This is a genomic window from Flavobacterium sp. AJR, assembly GCF_002156885.1.
GTDB lineage: Bacteria > Bacteroidota > Bacteroidia > Flavobacteriales > Flavobacteriaceae > Flavobacterium.
Window position 1 is genome coordinate 1 of sequence record NZ_NCWQ01000064.1, and the last position, 21,295, is coordinate 21,295.

The 21,295-nt window shown below is 32.3% G+C and carries 12 protein-coding genes; 7 read left to right on the forward strand and 5 right to left on the reverse strand.

Going from position 1 to position 21,295, the window contains the following annotated elements; all coding sequences use genetic code 11:
• The 3 genes from gldM to B8T70_RS16380 all read left to right on the forward strand — a co-directional run.
• On the forward strand, nt 1–1,440 hold a 1,440-nt coding region (gene gldM, locus B8T70_RS16370), incomplete at its 5' end, for a gliding motility protein GldM (RefSeq protein WP_123912122.1).
• 49 nt (nt 1,441–1,489) lie between these two features.
• Nucleotides 1,490–2,479 (forward strand): gliding motility protein GldN, encoded by a 990-nt coding sequence (gldN, locus tag B8T70_RS16375; protein ID WP_039118764.1) that lies wholly within the window; start codon nt 1,490–1,492, stop codon nt 2,477–2,479.
• Between the two features lie 99 nt (nt 2,480–2,578).
• Nucleotides 2,579–3,631, forward strand: a complete 1,053-nt coding sequence (locus B8T70_RS16380; protein WP_086895537.1) for an FAD-binding oxidoreductase — start codon at nt 2,579–2,581, stop codon at nt 3,629–3,631.
• 137 nt (nt 3,632–3,768) lie between these two features.
• Here B8T70_RS16380 and B8T70_RS16385 read toward each other — a convergent pair whose 3' ends face one another.
• Nucleotides 3,769–4,155: a DUF983 domain-containing protein gene (locus tag B8T70_RS16385; RefSeq protein WP_039118733.1), complete on the reverse strand. Its 387-nt coding sequence runs from the start codon at nt 4,153–4,155 to the stop codon at nt 3,769–3,771.
• A 430-nt stretch (nt 4,156–4,585) separates the two neighbouring features.
• Between B8T70_RS16385 and B8T70_RS16390 the strand changes: the two genes are divergently transcribed.
• Nucleotides 4,586–6,499: an ABC-F family ATP-binding cassette domain-containing protein gene (locus tag B8T70_RS16390; RefSeq protein WP_039111487.1), complete on the forward strand. Its 1,914-nt coding sequence runs from the start codon at nt 4,586–4,588 to the stop codon at nt 6,497–6,499.
• A 135-nt stretch (nt 6,500–6,634) separates the two neighbouring features.
• Here B8T70_RS16390 and B8T70_RS16395 read toward each other — a convergent pair whose 3' ends face one another.
• Nucleotides 6,635–7,603: an App1 family protein gene (locus B8T70_RS16395; RefSeq protein ID WP_086895517.1), complete on the reverse strand. Its 969-nt coding sequence runs from the start codon at nt 7,601–7,603 to the stop codon at nt 6,635–6,637.
• 61 nt (nt 7,604–7,664) lie between these two features.
• On the opposite strand from B8T70_RS16395, the gene B8T70_RS16400 reads away from it, so the two are divergent.
• The 3 genes from B8T70_RS16400 to B8T70_RS16410 all read left to right on the forward strand — a co-directional run bounded on the left by B8T70_RS16400 (nt 7,665) and on the right by B8T70_RS16410 (nt 11,016).
• Nucleotides 7,665–8,534: a diacylglycerol kinase family protein gene (locus B8T70_RS16400; RefSeq protein WP_086895538.1), complete on the forward strand. Its 870-nt coding sequence runs from the start codon at nt 7,665–7,667 to the stop codon at nt 8,532–8,534.
• 166 nt (nt 8,535–8,700) lie between these two features.
• Nucleotides 8,701–9,606: a hypothetical protein gene (locus tag B8T70_RS16405; RefSeq protein ID WP_086895518.1), complete on the forward strand. Its 906-nt coding sequence runs from the start codon at nt 8,701–8,703 to the stop codon at nt 9,604–9,606.
• A gap of 18 nt (nt 9,607–9,624) precedes the next feature.
• Nucleotides 9,625–11,016: a hypothetical protein gene (locus B8T70_RS16410; protein WP_086895519.1), complete on the forward strand. Its 1,392-nt coding sequence runs from the start codon at nt 9,625–9,627 to the stop codon at nt 11,014–11,016.
• Nucleotides 11,017–11,056: 40 nt separating this feature from the next.
• On the opposite strand, the gene B8T70_RS16415 is transcribed toward B8T70_RS16410, so the two are convergent.
• From B8T70_RS16415 to B8T70_RS16425, 3 genes are all read right to left on the reverse strand, one after another.
• Nucleotides 11,057–12,202, reverse strand: coding sequence for a peptidogalycan biosysnthesis protein (locus B8T70_RS16415; protein ID WP_086895539.1), 1,146 nt, complete (start codon nt 12,200–12,202; stop codon nt 11,057–11,059).
• A gap of 137 nt (nt 12,203–12,339) precedes the next feature.
• Nucleotides 12,340–12,828, reverse strand: coding sequence for a DUF1761 domain-containing protein (locus tag B8T70_RS16420; protein ID WP_039111483.1), 489 nt, complete (start codon nt 12,826–12,828; stop codon nt 12,340–12,342).
• 163 nt (nt 12,829–12,991) lie between these two features.
• A complete protein-coding gene (locus tag B8T70_RS16425; protein ID WP_086895520.1) occupies nt 12,992–21,292 on the reverse strand; it encodes a CARDB domain-containing protein in 8,301 nt (2,766 codons plus the stop codon).
• Nucleotides 21,293–21,295: the final 3 nt, after the last annotated feature.

The window sequence follows — 21,295 nt, forward strand, 5'->3', positions numbered from 1 at the left end:
TCTGCTTTTGGCTTAATGAATGAAAAATTTGAAAGTGCAAACGAGTCTGCTAATATGACTAATGAGCAAATGTTAATGTCATTAGACCAGAAAGCTGCTGAGGCTAAAGGAGAATTTGAAGCAGCTGCTCAAACAGCTCACAAAGTGGCAGCAATATCTAAAGATTTTTATGCTTACATCGGAACTTTAAAAGGTGATGTATTAAAAGGATTCGAAAAAGATAAAGAAACTGGAAAATTACCTTACGAGTCTATGGACAAAGGTGATAATATCGACAACTGGTTTACAGGTGAAGGTTATACTAAAAAAGGTGACGAAATCGTTGCAAAAATCAATCAGTATAGAGCAGATATGAAATCTGTATTGAGTGATAAAAAATATAGTGCAATTGTAGCTGAGATTGATAATAAATTTAATACTTCTGACGTTAAAAACAAAGAAGGTTTAAAAGATAAATTTTTAGCTTATAACTTTAAAGGTTTTCCAGCTGTTGCATCAGTTGCAAAATTATCTGCTTGGCAGAGTGATGTTAAAAAAGTAGAATCTGATGTTTATAGTTCAGCTTTAGGAAAAGCGGCAGTAGCTGCAGCTTCTTATAACAACTATAAAGCGATTGTAGTTCTTGATAAAAGTGCTTACTTTCAAGGAGAAACTGTTACAGGTAAAGTTGTTTTAGGTCGTTATGACGAAAACACAACTCCTACTTCATTCTCTGGTCCAGGTAAAATTGAAAATGGACAAGCTGTTATTTCGATGACTGCTGGTGGAATTGGAGAACAAAGTATTAACGGACAATTTACATTCTTAGAAGATGGAAAAAACATTCCACTTAAATTTGAAGGTAAATATGTTGTAGTACCAAAACCAAACTCTGCAACTATTTCTGCAGACAAAATGAATGTAGTTTACAGAGGAGTTGTTAACCCAATTTCAGTTTCATTTGCGGGTGTTGCTGATAATAAAGTTGTTGCAACTGCTCCAGGATTATCTTCTGCTGGTAAACCAGGTAAATATAACATGAGTCCAAGTACAGGTACTGAAACTACAATTACTGTTACAGGTACATTGCCAAATGGTTCTAAGGTTACAGATAAGAAAACTTTTAGAATTAAAGGTATTCCTGGACCAACTGGAACAATTAGAGGAGAAATGGGTGTTGTAAAAGGACCTAAATCAAATTTAGAGATTGCTACAATTGGAGCTAAATTAGTTGATTTTGATTTCGAAGTTGGATTAGATGTTGTTGGATTTAATTTAAAAGTTACTGGACAACCTACAGTTGTAGTTTCTGGTAATAGATTAAATGCACAATGTAAATCAGTTCTTTCAAAAGCAGGTAGAGGAGACCAAGTTACTATTTCTGAGATTAAAACTAAACTTGTTGGAGCAGGAAGTTATTTATTGCCTAGAACCGCTCCAGTAATTTATGAAATACAATAATAAGTAGATCTATAAAGTAAAACTACTTCAATATTATACTGATACCATGATGAATGTAAGAAATTTTTTAATAGCTATTATCTCTATTGCAGGGAGTTATACCACTTTTGCACAGTCGAATTTGCTTAATGCAAAAACACCAGCTGAAATTGGTTTAAAAACTCCAGCACAACTTGTTTCTGATAATGACAAACCATTAGCTTATGGTTATGTACATGATAGAGACGTTTTGATGGGGAAAACTGTTTGGGAAATCATTGATTTAAATGAAAAAATCAACTTTTCTATGTATTTCCCAATTGATACTGCAAATATCGGTTCGGACAGACGTTCTATGTACGATGTTTTGACAAAGGCAATTAAAAATGGTAAAATTACTGAAGTTTATACTGATAGTTATTTCAATACCAAAAAGTCTATGAAAGACATTCAATCTTCTTTATCTCGTATCGATACAACTGATGCTGGTAGAGAACAATTGAATCAAGATCCGAATGCGTATGTTACGCAAACAATCGAAAAAAAGAAGACAACTGGTAAAGGAAAAAACAAAGTAACAACTTCAGAAACTGTAACTGTTCCTGCATCTAAAACTATATCTTCTGAATATATCTTGAAAACTGATTTAACAGCTCAAGATGTTACAGAATATAAAATTAAAGGATATTGGTATTTTGACAAACGTCAAAGTGAATTGAAGTATCGTCTTTTAGGAATTTGTCCTGTTACTCCAGATGTTTACACTATTAATAGTGAAGAAAAAGATTATATTGAATTGTTCTGGGTATTCTTCCCGGATGCAAGAGGTGTCTTACATGAGGCTAAAGCCTTTAATGACAAGAACTCTGCAATGCCAATTTCTTTTGATCAAATCTTAAACTCTAGACGTTTTAATAGTACAATCTATAAAGAAGAAAACGTTTACGGAGATAGAGCTATAGAAGAATACATGAAGGATAACGCTCAGAACCAATTATTGGAGTCTGAGAGAGTGAAAGAGAAAATTAGAAATTTCGAATCAGATATGTGGAATTACTAAAATTTAATTTCCTTCTTTAATATAAAAAACTCTTACCATTTTTTGGTAAGAGTTTTTTCATTTATGTTTGTTGGCGGTAACAGTTTAATTTATTTTTTCATGATTGACTATTTAATTATTGGTTCAGGTTTAGCAGGAATCTCTTTTTCAGAAAAAGCATTGTCGCACAATAAATCTATTTTGGTAGTAGATGATAAATCACAAAATTCATCAAAAATAGCAGGAGGTTTGTATAATCCCGTAATTTTAAAAAGATTTAGTGAAGTATGGCAAGCACAACAGCAACTTGTTTTAATGGACTCTTTTTATGCAGATATTGAAAATAAACTTGCTACAAAATTCAATTTCCAGCTACCTATTTTACGAAAGTTTTTCTCGATAGAAGAGCAAAATAATTGGTTTAGTGCTTCAGATAAAAAAAACTTAGCGCCTTTCTTGTCTACCAAATTAGTTAACAGAAAATATAACAGTATAGATTCTCCATACGATTATGGCGAAGTTTTGCACACAGGTTATGTTGATACGGCTTTATTATTAGAAAAGTATAGAGAATATTTACTTGCTAATAATTTGCTGTTAGAAGAATCGTTTGATTATAGTCAGATTGAATTTTTAGATTCAGGAATTCAATATAAAAACATTCAGGCGCGTCATATTATTTTTGCAGAAGGATTTGGGTTGCATAAGAACCCATTCTTTAATGATTTGCCTCTGGATGGAACCAAAGGAGAACTATTTATTATTAAAGCAGTTGGTTTAAATTTAGACGTTATTGTAAATACAAGTGTGTTTATCCTGCCTTTAGGAAATGATTTGTTTAAAGTAGGGGCAACATATAATTGGAAAGATAAAACCGATTTACCTACGGAGGAGGCAAAGCAAGAACTCCTAGAACGCATTCGCGAAATAATTACCTGCGAGTTTGAAATCGTTGAGCATTTTGCTGGTGTTCGTCCTACAGTACAAGATAGAAGACCACTGGTAGGAACGCATAATACACATAAAACGTTGCATATTCTTAACGGATTAGGTACGCGAGGAGTAATGTTAGGACCAGCAATGGCTGAAGCTTTATTCGAAAATATAGAAAATGAAACTCCTTTGGATACCGAAATAAATATCGAACGATTTTACAGAAAGAGAAACAGGTAAATTGTTATATGTATAAACTGTTTAAACGATATAGGCTATTTAAGGAAATATAAGTTTTAGTATTTTCTTAAATGAAGTTATATGGTTGTTTTTTTATAATTACTTATACTTTCAATTCAAGCTATCTAGTATAATCTCTATTTTTTGATATTAGTGGTTGGGTCGTAAGAAACAAACATGTTGATGTAAATGTTTCTCGACCATCTTAATACAAATGGAAATAATACAACAAGTGTTACTACAATTGCTATAAAAGAAGCTTCGATACTAGAGTTTAGGAAAACGTAGGATATGATAAAAGCAGCAATTCCTAATGCTACATTTAATCCGTAACTTACATACATTGCTCCGTAAAAAAAGGAAGGTTCAATCTGGTATTTAAGACCACAATGACTGCAAGATTCATTCATTTTTAAAACTTTGGTTAAATGTAGCGGGTTCTTATCTTCGTACATACTTTCGTTTTGACATTTAGGACAAGTTCCTTTTAAAATACTATTTAGTTTAGATCCTTTTTTGAACATTTTGAGTAAGTTTTTGTAATGTATAAACTGCGATGTAAATACTTCGAAGAGAAATTATGCAGTTGTTTTTTTAATAAAAATGATGAATTTATCCCAAAGATAATCATTGGTCATCACATTAACAATTTTCAATTCTTAATATCCCAAAACAGCCTTTTTATCTTTATAGCATAATACATTCCTTTTCACTACCTTTGCATTTTTAAAATTATAAGTAAAAGGCAATATAAATTGCAATATGTTTTAGAAAAACAAGAATGAAAAATACTGATTAGAGGTTGATTAAATAAAATATTTAAAGTTTTGGTAAGCTTAAAGAAATATTTTGTTATTCAGAGAAAGGTATTTTTAATGTCTACAAAAATTAAATTTCTAGTCAAATTAGAGATATAAATTTAAACAATCAATTAGTTTATAATAACAATAATAAATGCTTAATATACATAATTTATCAGTTTCTTTTGGAGGTACTTATTTGTTTGAAGAAGTTACTTTTCGTTTAGGTGCTGGAGACCGAGTAGGTCTTGTAGGAAAAAATGGTGCTGGAAAATCAACAATGCTAAAAATTCTTGCAGGAGATTTTAAACCAGATTCTGGACAAATCGCAACAGAAAAAGAAGTTCGAATGGGTTTCTTACGTCAAGATATCGATTTTGAACAAGGAAGAACAGTATTAGAAGAAGCCTACGAAGCCTTTACGGATATTAAAGTCGTTGAGAAAAAATTAGAGCATATTAATCATCAATTGGTAACCAGAACCGATTATGAGAGTGAAGAATACAGTCAGATTATCGAAGATTTATCTGATTATACTCATCGTTTTGAGTTATTGGGTGGTTATAATTATGTAGGAGATACAGAGAAAATTCTTTTAGGATTAGGTTTTAAAAGAGAAGTATTTAATAATCAAACAGAAACTTTTTCTGGAGGTTGGAGAATGCGTATCGAGTTAGCTAAATTATTATTGCAAGCCAATGATGTATTGTTGCTGGATGAGCCTACGAATCACTTGGATATCGAGAGTATCATTTGGTTAGAGAGTTTCTTGCGTAATTATCCTGGAGTAGTGGTAATTGTATCACACGATAAAATGTTCCTGGATAATGTAACCAACAGAACTATCGAAATTTCATTAGGTAAAGCATATGATTTTAATAAACCATATTCTCAGTACTTAGAATTGCGTCATGAAATTCGTGAAAAACAATTGGCTACACAAAAGAATCAAGCCAAAAAAATAGAAGAAACAGAAAAGCTAATCGAAAAATTCCGTGCAAAAGCTTCTAAAGCTTCTATGGCGCAATCGCTTATCAAGAAATTAGATAAAGTTGAGCGTATCGAGGTTGACGAAGATGATAATTCTGTAATGAATATTTCTTTCCCAGTTTCTAAAGAACCGGGTAGAGTAGTAGTAGAAGCCGATAATGTTACAAAGGCTTACGGTGATAAAGTTATTCTTAAAGATATAAACCTGTTAGTAGAACGCGGAAGTAAAATTGCTTTTGTTGGACAGAATGGACAAGGAAAATCAACTTTTATTAAAGCTATAGTTGATGAGTTCGAATACCAAGGAAGCATAAAATTAGGACATAATGTACAGTTAGGTTATTTTGCCCAAAATCAAGCGGAATACCTAGACGGAGAAATCACATTGTTGCAAACAATGGAAGATGCTGCAATGGATACCAATAGATCAAAAGTTCGTGATATGTTGGGTTCATTCTTGTTCCGTGGAGATGATGTAGAGAAAAAAGTAAAAGTACTTTCAGGAGGAGAAAGAAACCGTTTGGCATTATGTAAGTTGTTATTACAACCTATAAACGTTTTGTTAATGGATGAGCCTACGAATCACTTGGATATAAAATCTAAGAATGTATTAAAAGCGGCACTTCAAAAATTTGGTGGAACTTTACTACTTGTTTCTCACGATAGAGATTTCCTTCAGGGAATGTCTAATTTGGTTTACGAATTTAAAGATCAGAAGATAAAAGAATATTTAGGAGACATTAACTATTTCTTAGAGCAACGTAATATGGAAAATATGCGTGAAGTTGAGAAAAAAGATGCTGTAAAAGCTGCTGCTCCTAAAGAAAGTAATAAAACTTCTTACGAAGATCAGAAGAAAACGAAAGCATTACAAAATCGCTTGAGTAAAGTCGAAAGTCAAATCAAACAATTAGAAAAAGATATTCAGCATGACGATAAAATGTTGGCTTCTAATTATGATAAACACATCGAAGACGCTTCTTTCTTTATGGCATACAATAAAAAGAAAAAAGATTTGGATCAATTATTATCAGACTGGGAAGTAGTTCAGGAGGAGATTGATAATTTCAACGCATAATACAGTTTTTAGTCTCAGTTTTCAGTTTTTTGAAAATAAGAATATTATCTATAAACCTTTGTCAAAGTTTTCGAATTTTGACAAAGGTTTTTCAGTTTCAGCTGACATTTCACATTTTCAAAATACCTTTCACAGTTACATTATAATTCCAATCTTTTTAGAATGCTCAATGGCTTCGCTGCTGTGTTTAAAATAGCAAACAGAAACCTCAAGGTTTTCTAAATTTTTAAGGATTGCTTTCGTTGATTCTTTTTTGTTTTTACCAGTTTGCCTTATATAAACCGCTTTTACCGTTACAGGAAATATTTTGCAAATTCTTTCATATAACATTGGGTCGTGTTGAGAATCGTCACCCAATAAAACATATTTTAGGTTTGGATAAAACTCCAGGACGTGTTTGATTTTATCAAACTTATGGTCATGGTTTCCTCTGCCACTCATAAAAAAGTCGGCAATTCCGGTTTTAATATCCTTTAATAAAATTACTGCCCTTGGTAATTCATGTATTTTGGTAAAACGAACAATAAAACTATATAAATTCCACTCGCTACTCGAGATGTAAAAAAAAGCATTTTTCTCTTCTTTGTTGTTTCTTTCTGCGGAACTTAATGCTTGATAATGCGGTACAACTTCATCAAATATTTTGCGATCATTTACATTTCTGAACAATAAAATATATAATTTCCTGAAGAAATTATGTGTGTGCGAAACCAAAAAAGTATCATCAATATCTGATATAATCCCAAGATTTCCTTCATGAGGTCTTATAAAAGTGCTGGCACAGGATATTGTTTCGTTTTTATGAGAAATGCTAACTTGGTAATTCATCCATCCAAAACCTGTTTCCTCTTTTAAAGGAATGCAGAATTTAAAAAAACCATCATCGAGAGTTTTGGTATGAATTTGGTTCTCTCCATGTTTTAAATAAACATCGTAATTTGGGATTGTTTTTATCTGGAAAAGTTTAAGAACAGAAGTGGCATTTTTAAAACTTCGCTTTTGAAAATCATAATCATTGGCAGTCGATGGTTTAAAAACGTGCCCCATAACAATTAGTTCCTGATCATTGGCATAACCGCGATATAATTTTAAAATAGGTTTCATTAATTGCTTACTTTTGGGATAACTTGTGTAATTACTTTTGAATAAATATAAAGATAAAATTTTGAAAAGGAATATCTTATTTGTTGTAAACCCTATTTCGGGTGATCTGGATAAATCTGAGCTTATTGAGACAGTAAAATCCTATGCGGTAACGTGTCATATTAATTTGAAAGTTTACGAAACTACTGGGCAGAATGACATCAGCCAAATACAAGCGTTGTATAACCAACATTTACCCATTAGAATCGTTGTTGCCGGAGGAGATGGAACTGTAAAAATGGTCGCCGAAGCAATGGAGGAATATGATGTTATTGTTGGGATATTGCCAGCTGGATCTGCCAACGGATTATCGGTCGATTTAAATTTACCTAAAACACTCGAAGAGAATTTAAGTATTGCTTTTAACAACAATTATATCGAGATGGATATGATTTGTATCAACGGGAAAAAAAGTATTCATTTAAGCGATATAGGACTCAATGCCGATTTAATCAAGAATTATGAAGAAAGTGAGATAAGAGGATTTTGGGGTTATGCATCTCAAGCGTATACTACTATCAAAGAGTCTGGAGATCCTTTTGTTGTATCTATTACGGCCAATAATCAGACGGTTGAACATGAAGCAAGAATGGTTGTAATTGCCAATTCTCAAAAATATGGAACAGGTGTTGTCATTAACCCAAATGGAGCAATTAATGATGGTAAATTTGAATTGGTTGTTTTAAAAAATCTAGATTTAATAATTCTGGGAAAAATAATTACGGGTAATATGCCTATCGATTCAGATGATATTGTTATCATTTCTACAGATCAAGCAGTCATAAAAACAAATCATCCAGTTAGTTTCCAAATTGATGGTGAGTATTGTGGCGCTCAGACTAAATTGGATATTCGTATTTTGCATAAGCAAATGAAAATTGCCATTCCTTAAAAGTGAAATTTTAATTTGAAAAAAGAATAAAGACAAAAATCAGTTTAGGGGTAAAATTTATACAAGGGTTAGTAAAAAGGGGGAAAACCTTAACTAAAAAAGTAAGTTTTTAAATGTAAAAAAGTATTTTAGTTTTTATAATAACCCCGTCATATATTTATTAATAATGAAAAAAATATTTTTCACAATTTTCATTCTGATTCAGAGTGTAATATATTCTCAAAGTGTTGATTTGAGAAATTTGACAATGAATAGCGATTTAATCCTTTTTGTTGAATATTCAGATTTTGAATACGGGAATAGGTATATTAATGATCATTATAAAGTGGGATATATTAAGGTAAATAATTATGAGGAAATCATAAAAAATGACTCTAATATTAAATTTATAGATAAAGAAATTTTTTGCCCTCAAAGTGAAAATGATTATTACGAAAGCAGTATGATGAATGGTGAAACTTGTATGGGCATTGCGGAAGGCGTTGATTCTAATAGAAAATATTATGGTATACTGTTTTTTAAAAAAGAAAAAAAGAAACTGACGCTATTGGTGCATCTTTCGAAAAGTGATTCTGACTGGAAAAATATAATTGAGAAAATAAAAAAGGTAAAAGAAATTGAAAATTCAAAATCGCCAGAAGAACGTTATGAAAAAAGTATTGACTATTATTTGAAGTGTAATGACTTGCCCAAGTATGATTTTATAAATTATTACAGACAAGTAAAAGTTTTAAAATCGGATACTTTAGTCTTAACCGAGAAACAATTAATCTTGGCGAAAGATAATTTTTTTGAGGGAAATGAAAGCTACTATAAATTGATTTCGGAAAAATTTCCCGAAGAAGTAAAACAATTTTATATTAATAAAATGAAGGAGATACTAAGCAAAAATGAAGAAGAGTATTTTAGTTCCTATGATTTTAATGAGGCATACGAAAGGGCTACAAATACAGACTATATGGATGATAGTGTAATGGGAAAGCTAAAAGAAAAATTATCTAATGAAATAACGCTTAAGGAAAGAATAGAGATTATGCAGGATTTAATTCAAAATGCTGAACAAGAAGATTAGTCGATAATATTACTATTAATGAAAAATAAACTTCTCTTAATTTTATTTGTTTTTGTGACAATCGCGAATGCGCAAAACAAAGTTACGGACATTACTAACTACGATTATTGTCAAGTTAATAGCAACACGCTTTATTTTTATAAAATTGAGAAAAAAGGGTTTACTGAAAGTCGCGGCAATTTTTTTCATAGTAATATATTCGATGTTTATGCTACAGAAAAAGTAGATTTTATAGACAAAAAATATTATGGCAGTATGAATGCGATAAAACTCTCTGATTTGAATAGTGATTTTGATTTGTTAAAAGAGTTTAGAGACAAAGTTTACTTTGTGAATCAGCCTCATCTGAAACATTTTTATTTCTTGAAGAATGATAGTGTTTTGGTTTGTAAAGTAATAAGAAAGAAAGAGGTTTGGGAATTAGAAAGTGAAAAAGAAGATGAAATACATAAGATGGTCATGGCTAATAATAAAATTATTTATTGGTCTTCACGTCTAGGTTTGATTTATAAAAAAGATAATGAGATAAAAACAAGTTTTCTGGATTTGCAAAGTGATTATAACACTTATGGTCTTAAGGTTTCCATAAAGGATAAAAATGCTGTTAATATGGAAACAGGATATTTTGAAATTGGAAAATATACTCTTAAAATAAGAAAAGACAGCAGTTATACGGTTTTTAAGGGCAATCAAAAGATTTTGGATGACTTTCCGTTAAAATATTACAATAACAAACATTTTGTTACGATCGATGATAAGACTGTAAAATTCTACAATTCTGATTTTGTATTAGACAGCACTTTTGCCTACCGTGACATTTATCAAAGATCTGGGAATATAGAGATATTGACAGAAAACAAAATTAAAAAAATTGACACTTGTGTTTTTACTCCCGCATTTTACAGCAATAGAGCTTTAGGCTGTGGAACTGTTACAAGATATACATTAAGCATAAAACGGAACAGACTTAGGAAAATCGTTAATGCAGAAATGACTTATGGTTATACATCGATGCCTAAAAATATTTTTATCGACTCTAAAATAAAATTTGATTCGCTGCTTTTTATAAGCCGAGGAAAGACTATGGAATATTCTGTGAATGGTGGTTTTGATGATCGAGTGATATTAATAAAAAATAAAAAGGAAGGACTTTACACCTTTAAACAAAAAAATGATACAATCACTTTGAAGGAGATAGTACCTATAAAATACGATAAGATTTATTCATTAAATGGTTTTGTAATTTTAAACAAAAACAATCAAATGGATTTTTATGATAAAGATTTTAAGGTAAATACAATGCGTTTTTCTAATATTGATTTTTTTAGTTATAACTATTTAAGATATAAAAAAAGGAATCATACCGGAGGCTGGATGAACAAAAGAGGAATTTTATTTGATGATTTATAAAAAAGAAAGCCTATCTAATTTGGTATAATAATGGATTTAATTATTTAAACGGATTTCGTTCTTGCCAATCTGTTTTGGGTTCCAGATAATTAAATAATTTGGCAATATTATGGTTGATTAAAGAATTGCTGTGTGTGATAAGTCCGTACATTTTTACTGGTTTTGCACCCACAGAGCTTTTAATTTCCAGAGCCGTTCTGGCAAAAATAACTTCTTTAAAATTCCTGTTAATAGAAAGTGCAATCATGTCGTAAAGCATGTTTAAATACAGCATTTTTTCGCGCTGAACACTTTCGTCATAACCTAAAAAATAAGTGTCCATTGCGGTTCCATTCATGATTAAAGTATTGAAACCGATTAGTTTTCCATCAATAAAATAACCATAAAAAAGAAACTTCTCTTTTAATGTTTCTTTAAAAACTCTAAAGTGATTTTTGGCTAAGAAAAAGGTATTAAAAGGAGCATTTTTGGCTACGTGATGATACAAATCATAGATAGTATCTTCAAAAGTTATGATGTCATCTAGATCCATTTTCCTCTTTTCTATTCCTAAGGCTTTTTTGCGGGTACGTTTATATTGGTCCCGGTATTTTTTGGATAATGCATTAATATAATCTTTTTCGGTTTTCCAATCTTCATTGATTTTAAAAACCATATTTGGCTGGATAGAAAACGTGTAGCCTTTTTTAAATTCAGCAGAAAGCATATCAATTTCTGTTGCCGAAAAATCTTTGATTGTGGTGATATGGATTTTTTGCCCTTTCGATTTGAAATCTTTTTTTAATGCATTGATTCCTTTATGCAATAATTTAATTGCTTTTGGTAGGCTTATTTTTTCAGAAAAGGAATAAGCATTTTGACCTGTAAGCATGTTGTTTCCAACAAATAAAACATGAGAAGCGAATTTCTTAAAAGCAAAATTACGAACGGAAGTTTTTACACATTTATCTCGTTCTCCAAATGATTCGAGCTTATTAGAATCTAAAAATTGGGTTAGAGCAATACCAACTAATTCAGCGTCTTTAAAAAGTCCGATATAATGGCACAACATATTGGTTGGAGCTGATTTTTCTAATACTTCTAGATATTCCCTGGATAAGAAAATATTATGTGTTGCCAAGTCATTCCATGTTTCAGGAAGAGAGGCAGTATTAGTATAAATCTGGAAGGAATAAGATGAATTCAAGGTAAGAGTACTATATTGTTCAAATTTACTTAATAATAACAGAATAATATAATTTACGGTTTGTTTTACTTGTAAATTTTCCAAAAAAGAAATCCGTTTGATTTTCTAATTTCAAACGGATTTTATGTTTTAATTATTTATGCCCAAGCACAAATAATTCCTCCCATAATAGTTAGGGTAAGAATCCAATATCCGGCATGTACAAAAATATATTTCCAAGATTTTCTTTCGAATAAACCATTGATTGCTAACATAGGGAAAGCAAAGAATAAACCGGTCATGAAGCCATGAAGTGCTCCATGTTTAAAAGTGCGAAATGCAGTTCCGTAATCGGCCATAAAAGCTGCAAAAGAAGGTTTTGCACTTTCTATCATTGGTGGTCCGCCTACCATTCCTACAGCGCCCGATTGGTGTATTGTTAATCCCGAAACAATTATAGTCATCATTAAAGAAAAGATGTATGTTAATACGAATATTTTAAGCATACTTCCTTTCTGGAGGTCTTCTTGAGTTACTCCAGCTTCTCTCATCCAGATAGTTCCAAATACTTTAGGGTTATACCAGATAAAACCAGTAACAAGAGTTGTTAGTGCCGAAGCAAAAAATGCTAAGAAATTCATTTCCATAAGATTAGGGTTTAAGGTTAGTTGTTCAAATTTAATAAAATATTAAATACTAATTACATCAGATATTTTTGTTTTAAATAACTGATGTCTAAAATGTTAGGTACGTTTTTTATTCTGTTCTATTTTGATAAAAAAAGGGATGCTTTATAGCATCCCTTTTTTTCTATTTAATTAAGAAATTAGATTTATAAGTTGTTTCTGAATTGCGTAATACCAGATAATATACTCCAGTAGTTTTTAAATGGGTATGGATTTCTTTTTTAAAGTTATCGTTTACATTTATTTTATCCTGTTCATAAACAATTCTTCCTCCCACATCATATATTGTGAGTTTAAATGTTCCTTGCTCACCGATTAAAGATAGTGTGAATGTACCATTATTAGGAACGGGAGCAATTGTTAATCCTTTTTTATCTGGATTTGTATGATCGTCGATAGCCAGAGTAGCATCTACTTTTATTTCTGAAGATGTTGTCTTGCTACATAAACCTGTTGTTACATAATTTAGAGAAAGAGTTTGTGTTCCCTTTTGTGTCCATTTTATGGTAACAGTATTATTTGCCTGACTTACAATTTCTCCTCCGGTTACAGTCCAGTTATAGCTTTGCATATTTGGTGTAGCGGTGTAGATAGTAGTAGCATTGGTTTCGGTAATAAGAGCATCTCCTGTTATACTAGCCAAAATAGTATTTATAACACCCACATTTTCATAAACAATTCCTTTTCCTTGTAAGGCACTTGTTTTTTTCTGTAGTTTAGATAAATCGATACCAAATGTAAGTTCTCCATTCTCATTGAATTTCTCTATATTCTGAATTTTAAATTCAGTATCAGATATTTTAGCGATTACTGCATTTTCATTAGAGATATTTATCCCTCCGGCTTTGATTATTAAAGCGTCTTTTGTAAACTGAGATGCCATGATTTCATCGGTAAAAAGTATTTTAAGATGCTCTATTTCGGCACAATCGGTATTGCTAGTTTTTACTGGCGTAATTGTACTGCTAAAGTCCACAACATCTATGTATGTTTCGATACTTACAGGGGCACTAGCATTTCCATATTCATCATAAGCAATGGCTTCAAAAGTATTTTTTCCGATATATCCTGTAATAGCAAAACTTAAATCTCCTGCTGTTTCTACGTATTTTTTATCTACTAATACTTTACTAGTTGGAGTTATTACATAAAGTTCTATAGATTGTTTATTTTCTATAGTTTTTAGAGCAATAGATAAATCATTACCAGAAGTAATGTTATCTGTTGCCGAAATTCCTCTATCAGGAGTTATACGCATATTATTTGGAGAAGCTGGTTTATCAAATTTCACAGTCCACATCGTGCTTGTATTACCAGTTCCATAATTTCCAGATACATCTACAAAGTTAGATTGATCAATTATTAGTTTGTATCCAGCTGCAGTATGGGTATGTTCTCCTAATCCCGAGATTAGATAATGTAAATCATCCTGTTTTGTAACAGTTAATTTAGCATTTAGATCCACACTTCCTTTGTATAGCTTAATCCAGCTAGCTTCAAAATTATTTTTTAATGGTTTATTTAAAACTATCTGCATATCTGTTACGTTCTGGCTATTAAGCGCTCCCTGATATTGTGGCTTAAAGCTATCTACTTCTGGAACAACTAAATCAACTTTCCATTTATGGGATTGTACTACTAAACCTAACGAGTTATCTTCGGCTTTCATAGATGGCAAATCTACAGTTAATTCATATTCTCCTTTTTCCAGATTGTATTGGTTTAATCCTACGATAGTATATTTTTGATTGTTCTCTGTTACTATCGAAATGTTATCCAAAGGTTTTCCGTTTAGCTTTAATTTGTCCTTAGTAAACTGGATTGGTTTTACTATTTTATTAAATGATATTTCAATGCTATTTACGGCTTGGGCTTCTGTTTGATCTGTTTTAAACTGAATGATTCCTAATTCTCCAATTATTTGTGTCCAGGAAACAGATTTGCCTTCAACTCCTTCGTTCTCTTCCAGATCTTTTATTCCTGCACATTGCACTGTTAGTTCATAATAACCAGAAGCAACGGTTAGTGTTTTAATGTTTAAGACATAAGTAGAGTCGTTTACTTTGCCAATAAAACTATCATTAAAAGGGATTTTATTTCCTTGGTGAATTAATGTTATGTTTTGGGCAGTAAAGGTGCTCGGGTTTATGGCTTTATTAAAGTTTACCTGAACAGATTCTACTGCTTTGGTTGTTGTTGACGGAATGCTCTCAAAAGAAACTACTTTCGGTACATTGGTATTTATTGGTGTATAATACAACGTGTATTTTTCTAATCCTGATATTTTGTCAACAAAATGAAGATTGTTCTCATATTTAGGATCTGCTCCATCTCTTAATGTAACAAATGTTTGCCAGAAGTTTAGCAAAGGCAATTCCAGTTGATCGCTGTTTCTAACAACTTTTACAAGTTTGTATTTACCTCTGCCCGGATCTGTTAAATTACCATAATTCCATCCTGTTTTAGACGAGTTCATAGTTAGAATTGTCGTTACCTGAGTTGGTGAAATAGGGTTAGAAATAGTTGCGGTACTTACTTTATATACTTCGTCACTTCCACCATTAGAATAATAAATAGCATCAGGAACATCGTTTATATCTGCAATATCATTTACTAAGAAATCGGCTATGTTATCATGTCCAGCTTCATAAGCCTTTACGCTTTTAATAAGTTCATGAACATAAGATGCTTTTATTAGGCTCAGATTTTTATTTCCGTAGCTGCTCAAATGTTTTACTTTTAAATCATATTCTATAAAATGTCCTAACAATGTACTGGTAAACCACCATTGTCCGATTGCAGCTTTTTGTGGTTCAATATTTCCAAAATCTACGTTAAGTAAACCTAATTGTTTAGGCTCATTATTAAAGTTACTACCTATGATTTCAAAATCAATTAATAGTCCTTTTTTGTTTTCGATAATTTCAGGTTGTATAGATTCTACCTGAACATTTTTGGCTTGACCGTAACCTTCATTTTTAATTAATAATGCCATTTCTGCAGGAACCATAGGTTCTATTTTTTCCGTTAGAGGGTCATCTCCAATAATATCACGCTGCATAAAATAATGCAGTACTAAATCTGGGCTTGGATTTACTTCCAGCGTAACTGGGTATAATTTTATTGTTGCTATTTCTCCTGTATTTGGATCCAGATAAGATAATGTTCCTCCAAACGAATAAGATTTAGCAACTGTAGGAGCAGCCTCTTTTGTTGGTATAAAAAGTACTGTTCCAGATTTGTTACTTTGCGGACCAACAATTCCTGTTCCGCTCAGGAAAGCATCTTTATTAATTTGGAATAGATGGGTCATATCATTTCCAGATTCGTCTGTGATTATCAAATCTAAGTTTATGTTTTTTATTGAGTTAAGATCACTACCATTGTTCATAGTTAAAGTACCTTCAAAAGCTTCTCTGGTCATCGTCATTTTTTGAGAGAACTTTACTGTAACTGTGGCACAAACAGAATTAGATGATTTTCTGTCTACATATTCTTGTAAGTCACTTTTATCTTTTTCATACATTTCGTAAGCAGAAACAAAACCTCTTGCTTTTGTATGGTCTGCTAATTCTTTTGCCTTTAAGGCATAAACATCTAAACTATCTTTACTAATAATGGTAGCATATTGTGCATTTGGAGAAGTAATTCCTTTATTCCAGGCTTCTACAGACTCATTCCATCTTTGACTGAATACATTTATGTCGGCAGCGCTAATATCTGTTAAAACAAACCTGCTTTTCATAACAGCAATATCTGTTTCGGTAAAAATTTGTTTCTTATCTAAGTTTGTGGCTACTTCTTTTACAAAATCAGGGAAACTTTCGCTTTCAAGAATTTTATTGTTATTAAAAATAAGTTCTTTTTTCTTGGTAAAAGCATTGTCTGCAGCTTTTAATTTTGTTAAATCCTGTTCAATTACTTCGAACAAGCTTGGTCCTGCGTTTCGACCTGTTATTGAAAGTCCCAGACACGTTTTTACCGCGCTTAATGCTCCCCATATACAACCATAAGTCTGTTTTTTTATGAGGCATCCGATTCCGCTTATTATTGCATCTTCCCAAGTAGTCGATGTAAGGAGAGAAAGCCCACAACTAAGAAGAACTGTAGGTGGATAACAGGCTAGAACTGCAGTTCCAATGGCAAATGCACATGGGTCACATGTAATATTGGCATCATAAGTAAAATCGATTGGGGAATAACCGGTTCCTCCTGGTACAGGACAATTTCTACAATATACATAATTTGGACCATTAATTACCGGAATGTCTACAGGTCCTGGATTGGTACATTCTCTCGAAAAAGAAAATGAATGTGGTACAGCTACCCAATGACTATCAATACATTGATACGTATACCAAGCCATTACAACTGCATCACAAGGGGCTGTTGATGCTGCCGCTCTTAATATGGTTCCCGTCATTCTTTCGACCTTAACAGGAATTTGGATAGATTGTTTGGCTAATATATCTATTTTATCAATTAATGGTGTAAACTTATATTCGTTATCACTCGGAAACTGCAGATATACATCTTTGGCAGTAATAAGCCCTTTGTTTGTAAGTGTTGCCATTAGTATATAGCTACTTCCTTTGGCTATATCCTGAACTTTTTTATCCATTTCTACGACAACTACCGGAATGGGAACATTGGTTTCGTATTTTACAACAAGTTCAGTTTCATATTTATCTTCTATTTCTGTAGGTTTTACAGTCCATTCGTAACTGATTGCCTGATAAGCCAAATAAATACTTTGCTTATTAACTTTACCCGGATCAACCAAAATATTACTTTGATGATTACTGTGTTTGTCTGCCGTTACGGTTAAAACATAACTTCCTTCTGGAAGATTTTCGGCATTAAATAATCCGTTTTGATCTGTTACACCTTCTGCAACAATAACGCCCGAGAATGGATGACGTACTACTACTTTTGCTCCTTTTAGATGTGGTGCTTCTACTGTATTGTATGTATAGTCATCGACTGCATCAATAAGTAAAGAACCTTTAGATTCGGATACTGTTTCTATTTTAAAAGGCACACTAATTCCTTGTCCATTAGCAAGAGATATTGCTAAGTTTCCAGATAGAGGAATGTTAACTTGTTGTTTCTCTGTAGGGGCTAATTCTAATATTATATTAGCGGTTTCATTTGGAGCTATTTTATCTATAACCGATTGACTTTTAAGTTTCATCCAGTCTAGTTTAGGTAATTCCACTTTTACTTTTTCGGCATCTATAGCTCCAGTATTGGTAATTGCCAATTCATAATAGCGAGAACTTCCTTTGGTCATTGTGGTATTAATACTTACAGGGTTTGCTACTATTTTTGCTGTTTGAATTTGACAATGGTAATAAGCTAGAGCTGTTAGTTTTGCTCCTTCATCAGATGAGATGGTAAAGTTAATAGGGTAGTACTTCTCTTCTTCAGAAGCTTTATCGGCTAATATTGTATAATTTAATATGGCTTCTTGTCCTGCTGCCAGCGCTAATGGCGTTACTTGAATATTAAATCCAGCATCTGCAGGAAGTTCAACTTTTATATTAGTTAGCGCAGTTTTGCCATTGTTTTTTAATTTAAACTCTCCTTTAAAAGGTGTTTTTTCTACTACTTCCCATTTTAAATAACCAGATGGTTTGTTGGTCCATTCAAAACCAATAATGTCAAATTCTGCTTGTGCAGCATTATTCGTTCCTGGGTAACCAGCACTTACGCCATAGTGCCCGCTTTCTGTTTGTAGCGGTTCAAAATCATAAGCAAAATTTCCAGAAGCATTTGTTGTAACGGTATATAGGCGAACAAAGTTTCCGCTTGTAATCGTGATTTCTACTTCTTTGATTGTAGCAGGAGAATTATTGAGCATTTTGGCAGATCCGGTTATAGTAACTAACTCGCCAGATTTGTATAATGACTTAGCTACGGTAGCAGTTGCAAAATAACCCGGAAGTAATTTTATTTCAGTATTGGCTTCGTTATTTGTAAATGTTAATTCGTCTGTTTTTTGATTTGAATTTATAGTTACAATTAAAAAATAATCGCCAGCTTTTTCAGGCAGCTGAATAGGTTTAACTAAATTTAGTGATTTTCCTGCTTCGATATCTTTGTCTAATTCGGTAGTTGCCAGTAGGATTGCATTTTTTGTAGATTTATCTTTAGAAAGGTAATATTCTATTTTAGAACCTTTGGTAAGAATGGCAAATCCTTGATTGGTAATTGTTGTAGCTACTTCGATGTTATCTTTTCCTGTTGCTTGAGTTACTGTGTTTATTTTTGTAATAGTAGCATCAGGTTTATTTTGATCGGTTACAATTATCCATGCAAATCCAGAACTATAATTGTCTGCTTCGGCTTGAACACGTATGGTTTGATCTCCTTTTTTATTTGGATCTATTTTAGTGCTTATTTCTATCTCTATGGCTTCTTTTCCTACAGGAATAGTAGCAGTTGCAGGAATAGATACAATTGTAGGAGCATCTGACGAAAGTCTGACAGGAATAGCTGTCGATGTATCTACAGTATTTCTTGCAATAGTTATTTTTGCAGAATTTTCTTGTCCTGCCTTAACGGTTGTAGGGTTTGCTTTTACAAACAAAGCAGGGCCATTACTATCTAGTATGGTAATGGTTTTTGCCAATTGGCTTCCTCCGTTTCCTGCAGCAACTGTACAGTTACAAGAAGGAATATAAGCATCTGCGGTTACTTTTACAGTTTTTGTTCCATCGACAAGTCCGTTATTTATGACTCCAATATTGATTTTTTTCTGGTTTACATTTGCAGGAAATTCAATAATATCAGGAAGAATTAAAGTATTTGCTACATTGGCAGACAAACGGATTTTTATGCTAACGTCTGTTTTATCCAATCGTTTTATGATGGCATAAGTTGCATAAACTCCATCTCCTTTAGAAATGGTTTCGGGTGTTATCTCGAATTCAAAAGTAGGAATGTTCGAGCTTTTTAAGATGATTTCGGTGCTACTAGCCTGGAAACCTTCGGCTCGGATTGTAATCTTTCCTATTACAGTTGCTTCTGGTACTTTATTGTCTCTAACCTGAACAGTAAAAGAAACAGTTTTGCTTCCTGATGGTAGAATGATTTCTGATGGAACAATCCAACGGGAATTCTGATCTGCAGTAATGCTGAATTTTGTGTCTTTGTTTTTTGCAAAATCGGTTTGTAAAGTAACAGTAATCATCTCCCCATCTGTGAATGTTGTTTTTGATGGTATTAGTGTAATTAATGAAACCTCATCATCTATAATTTCGATATTATCCGAGACTGTAGGGTAATCATTGCCTGTTACAGATAGTGCTACAGTTCTGTTTCCATCGGCAGCAGTATTGTCTACAGGTTTTATATAAAAAACGACAGATGATTGGTCTTTAGGGATTTTTATACTCGCAGGAAAATCTAGTTGTCCGTTTTGCGAAGCAGCAAGTTGATATGTTTTATCAGTGCTTCGGTCTCCGCTTTGGGTTATGGTTGCCCGGATTACTTCTGTGGCATTTTCGGAAATAGATTTTTTATCTAAGGTTAAATACAATACTTTTTCGAGCAATATTGTATTAGGACTAATAAGTTTATTGTTGGCTTGTAACGCATCTGGTTCTTTTACAGATGGATTAGGAACCAGGTTTATTTTTATTTTTACGTTTCCGTCTATCCCTATAATTTTAGGAAGGTTGAAAGTAGCATTTCGGCTAATGGTTTTCTTGCTTTCTAAATCACCATCATAGGAAACACTTCCTAAATTATACTCGATACCAGTTGTTTCCGAAATTATACTAATTTGTTCTGTCCATCCTCCAGATGCAATACGATCTCCGATGTTGTTTACTCCCCATGACAATGTTATTTTTCCGTTAGGAGTAATCTGAGATTCGCTGCTTGTTATACCCGAAATAGTTAAATCGGGATATTGCGCTGTTGCTATTGTAAGTATTCCGTTTGTATGGTTTGAGCCTATGTCTATTGCATTTTTAGAACTCAATACAACACTAGAAAGGTTTAGGTTATGAGTTTGCCCAGACGGATAATTTATCGGAATTTCGATTGGAATTTCTAATAAAGTCCCGCTATTTCCTTTAAAAGGATTACTTGTTAGCGAGAGAATTATAAAATGATAATTTCGTGGATTATTCTTCTCGATGTTTGCATAAACAGCGTGGTCTCCTTTACGACTATCACTTATTTTGCTTGCTTTTTCGTTAATGATAAGTCCTTGAGGAACTGTTAGCGTAAACTCAGCTCCAACTACTTCATCTGTATTGGATAAATCGATCAAAATTTTTGATTCTTCGCCTGGTCCAGCAGTTGCATTTATAACTTTTAGACTATTTTGGGCATAAGTAAGTGTTCCTAAAAACAGAAGAATAAATGCAAGAAAGGATCTTAATTTTATAGAGGTTAATTTAGTAGATGTCATTTT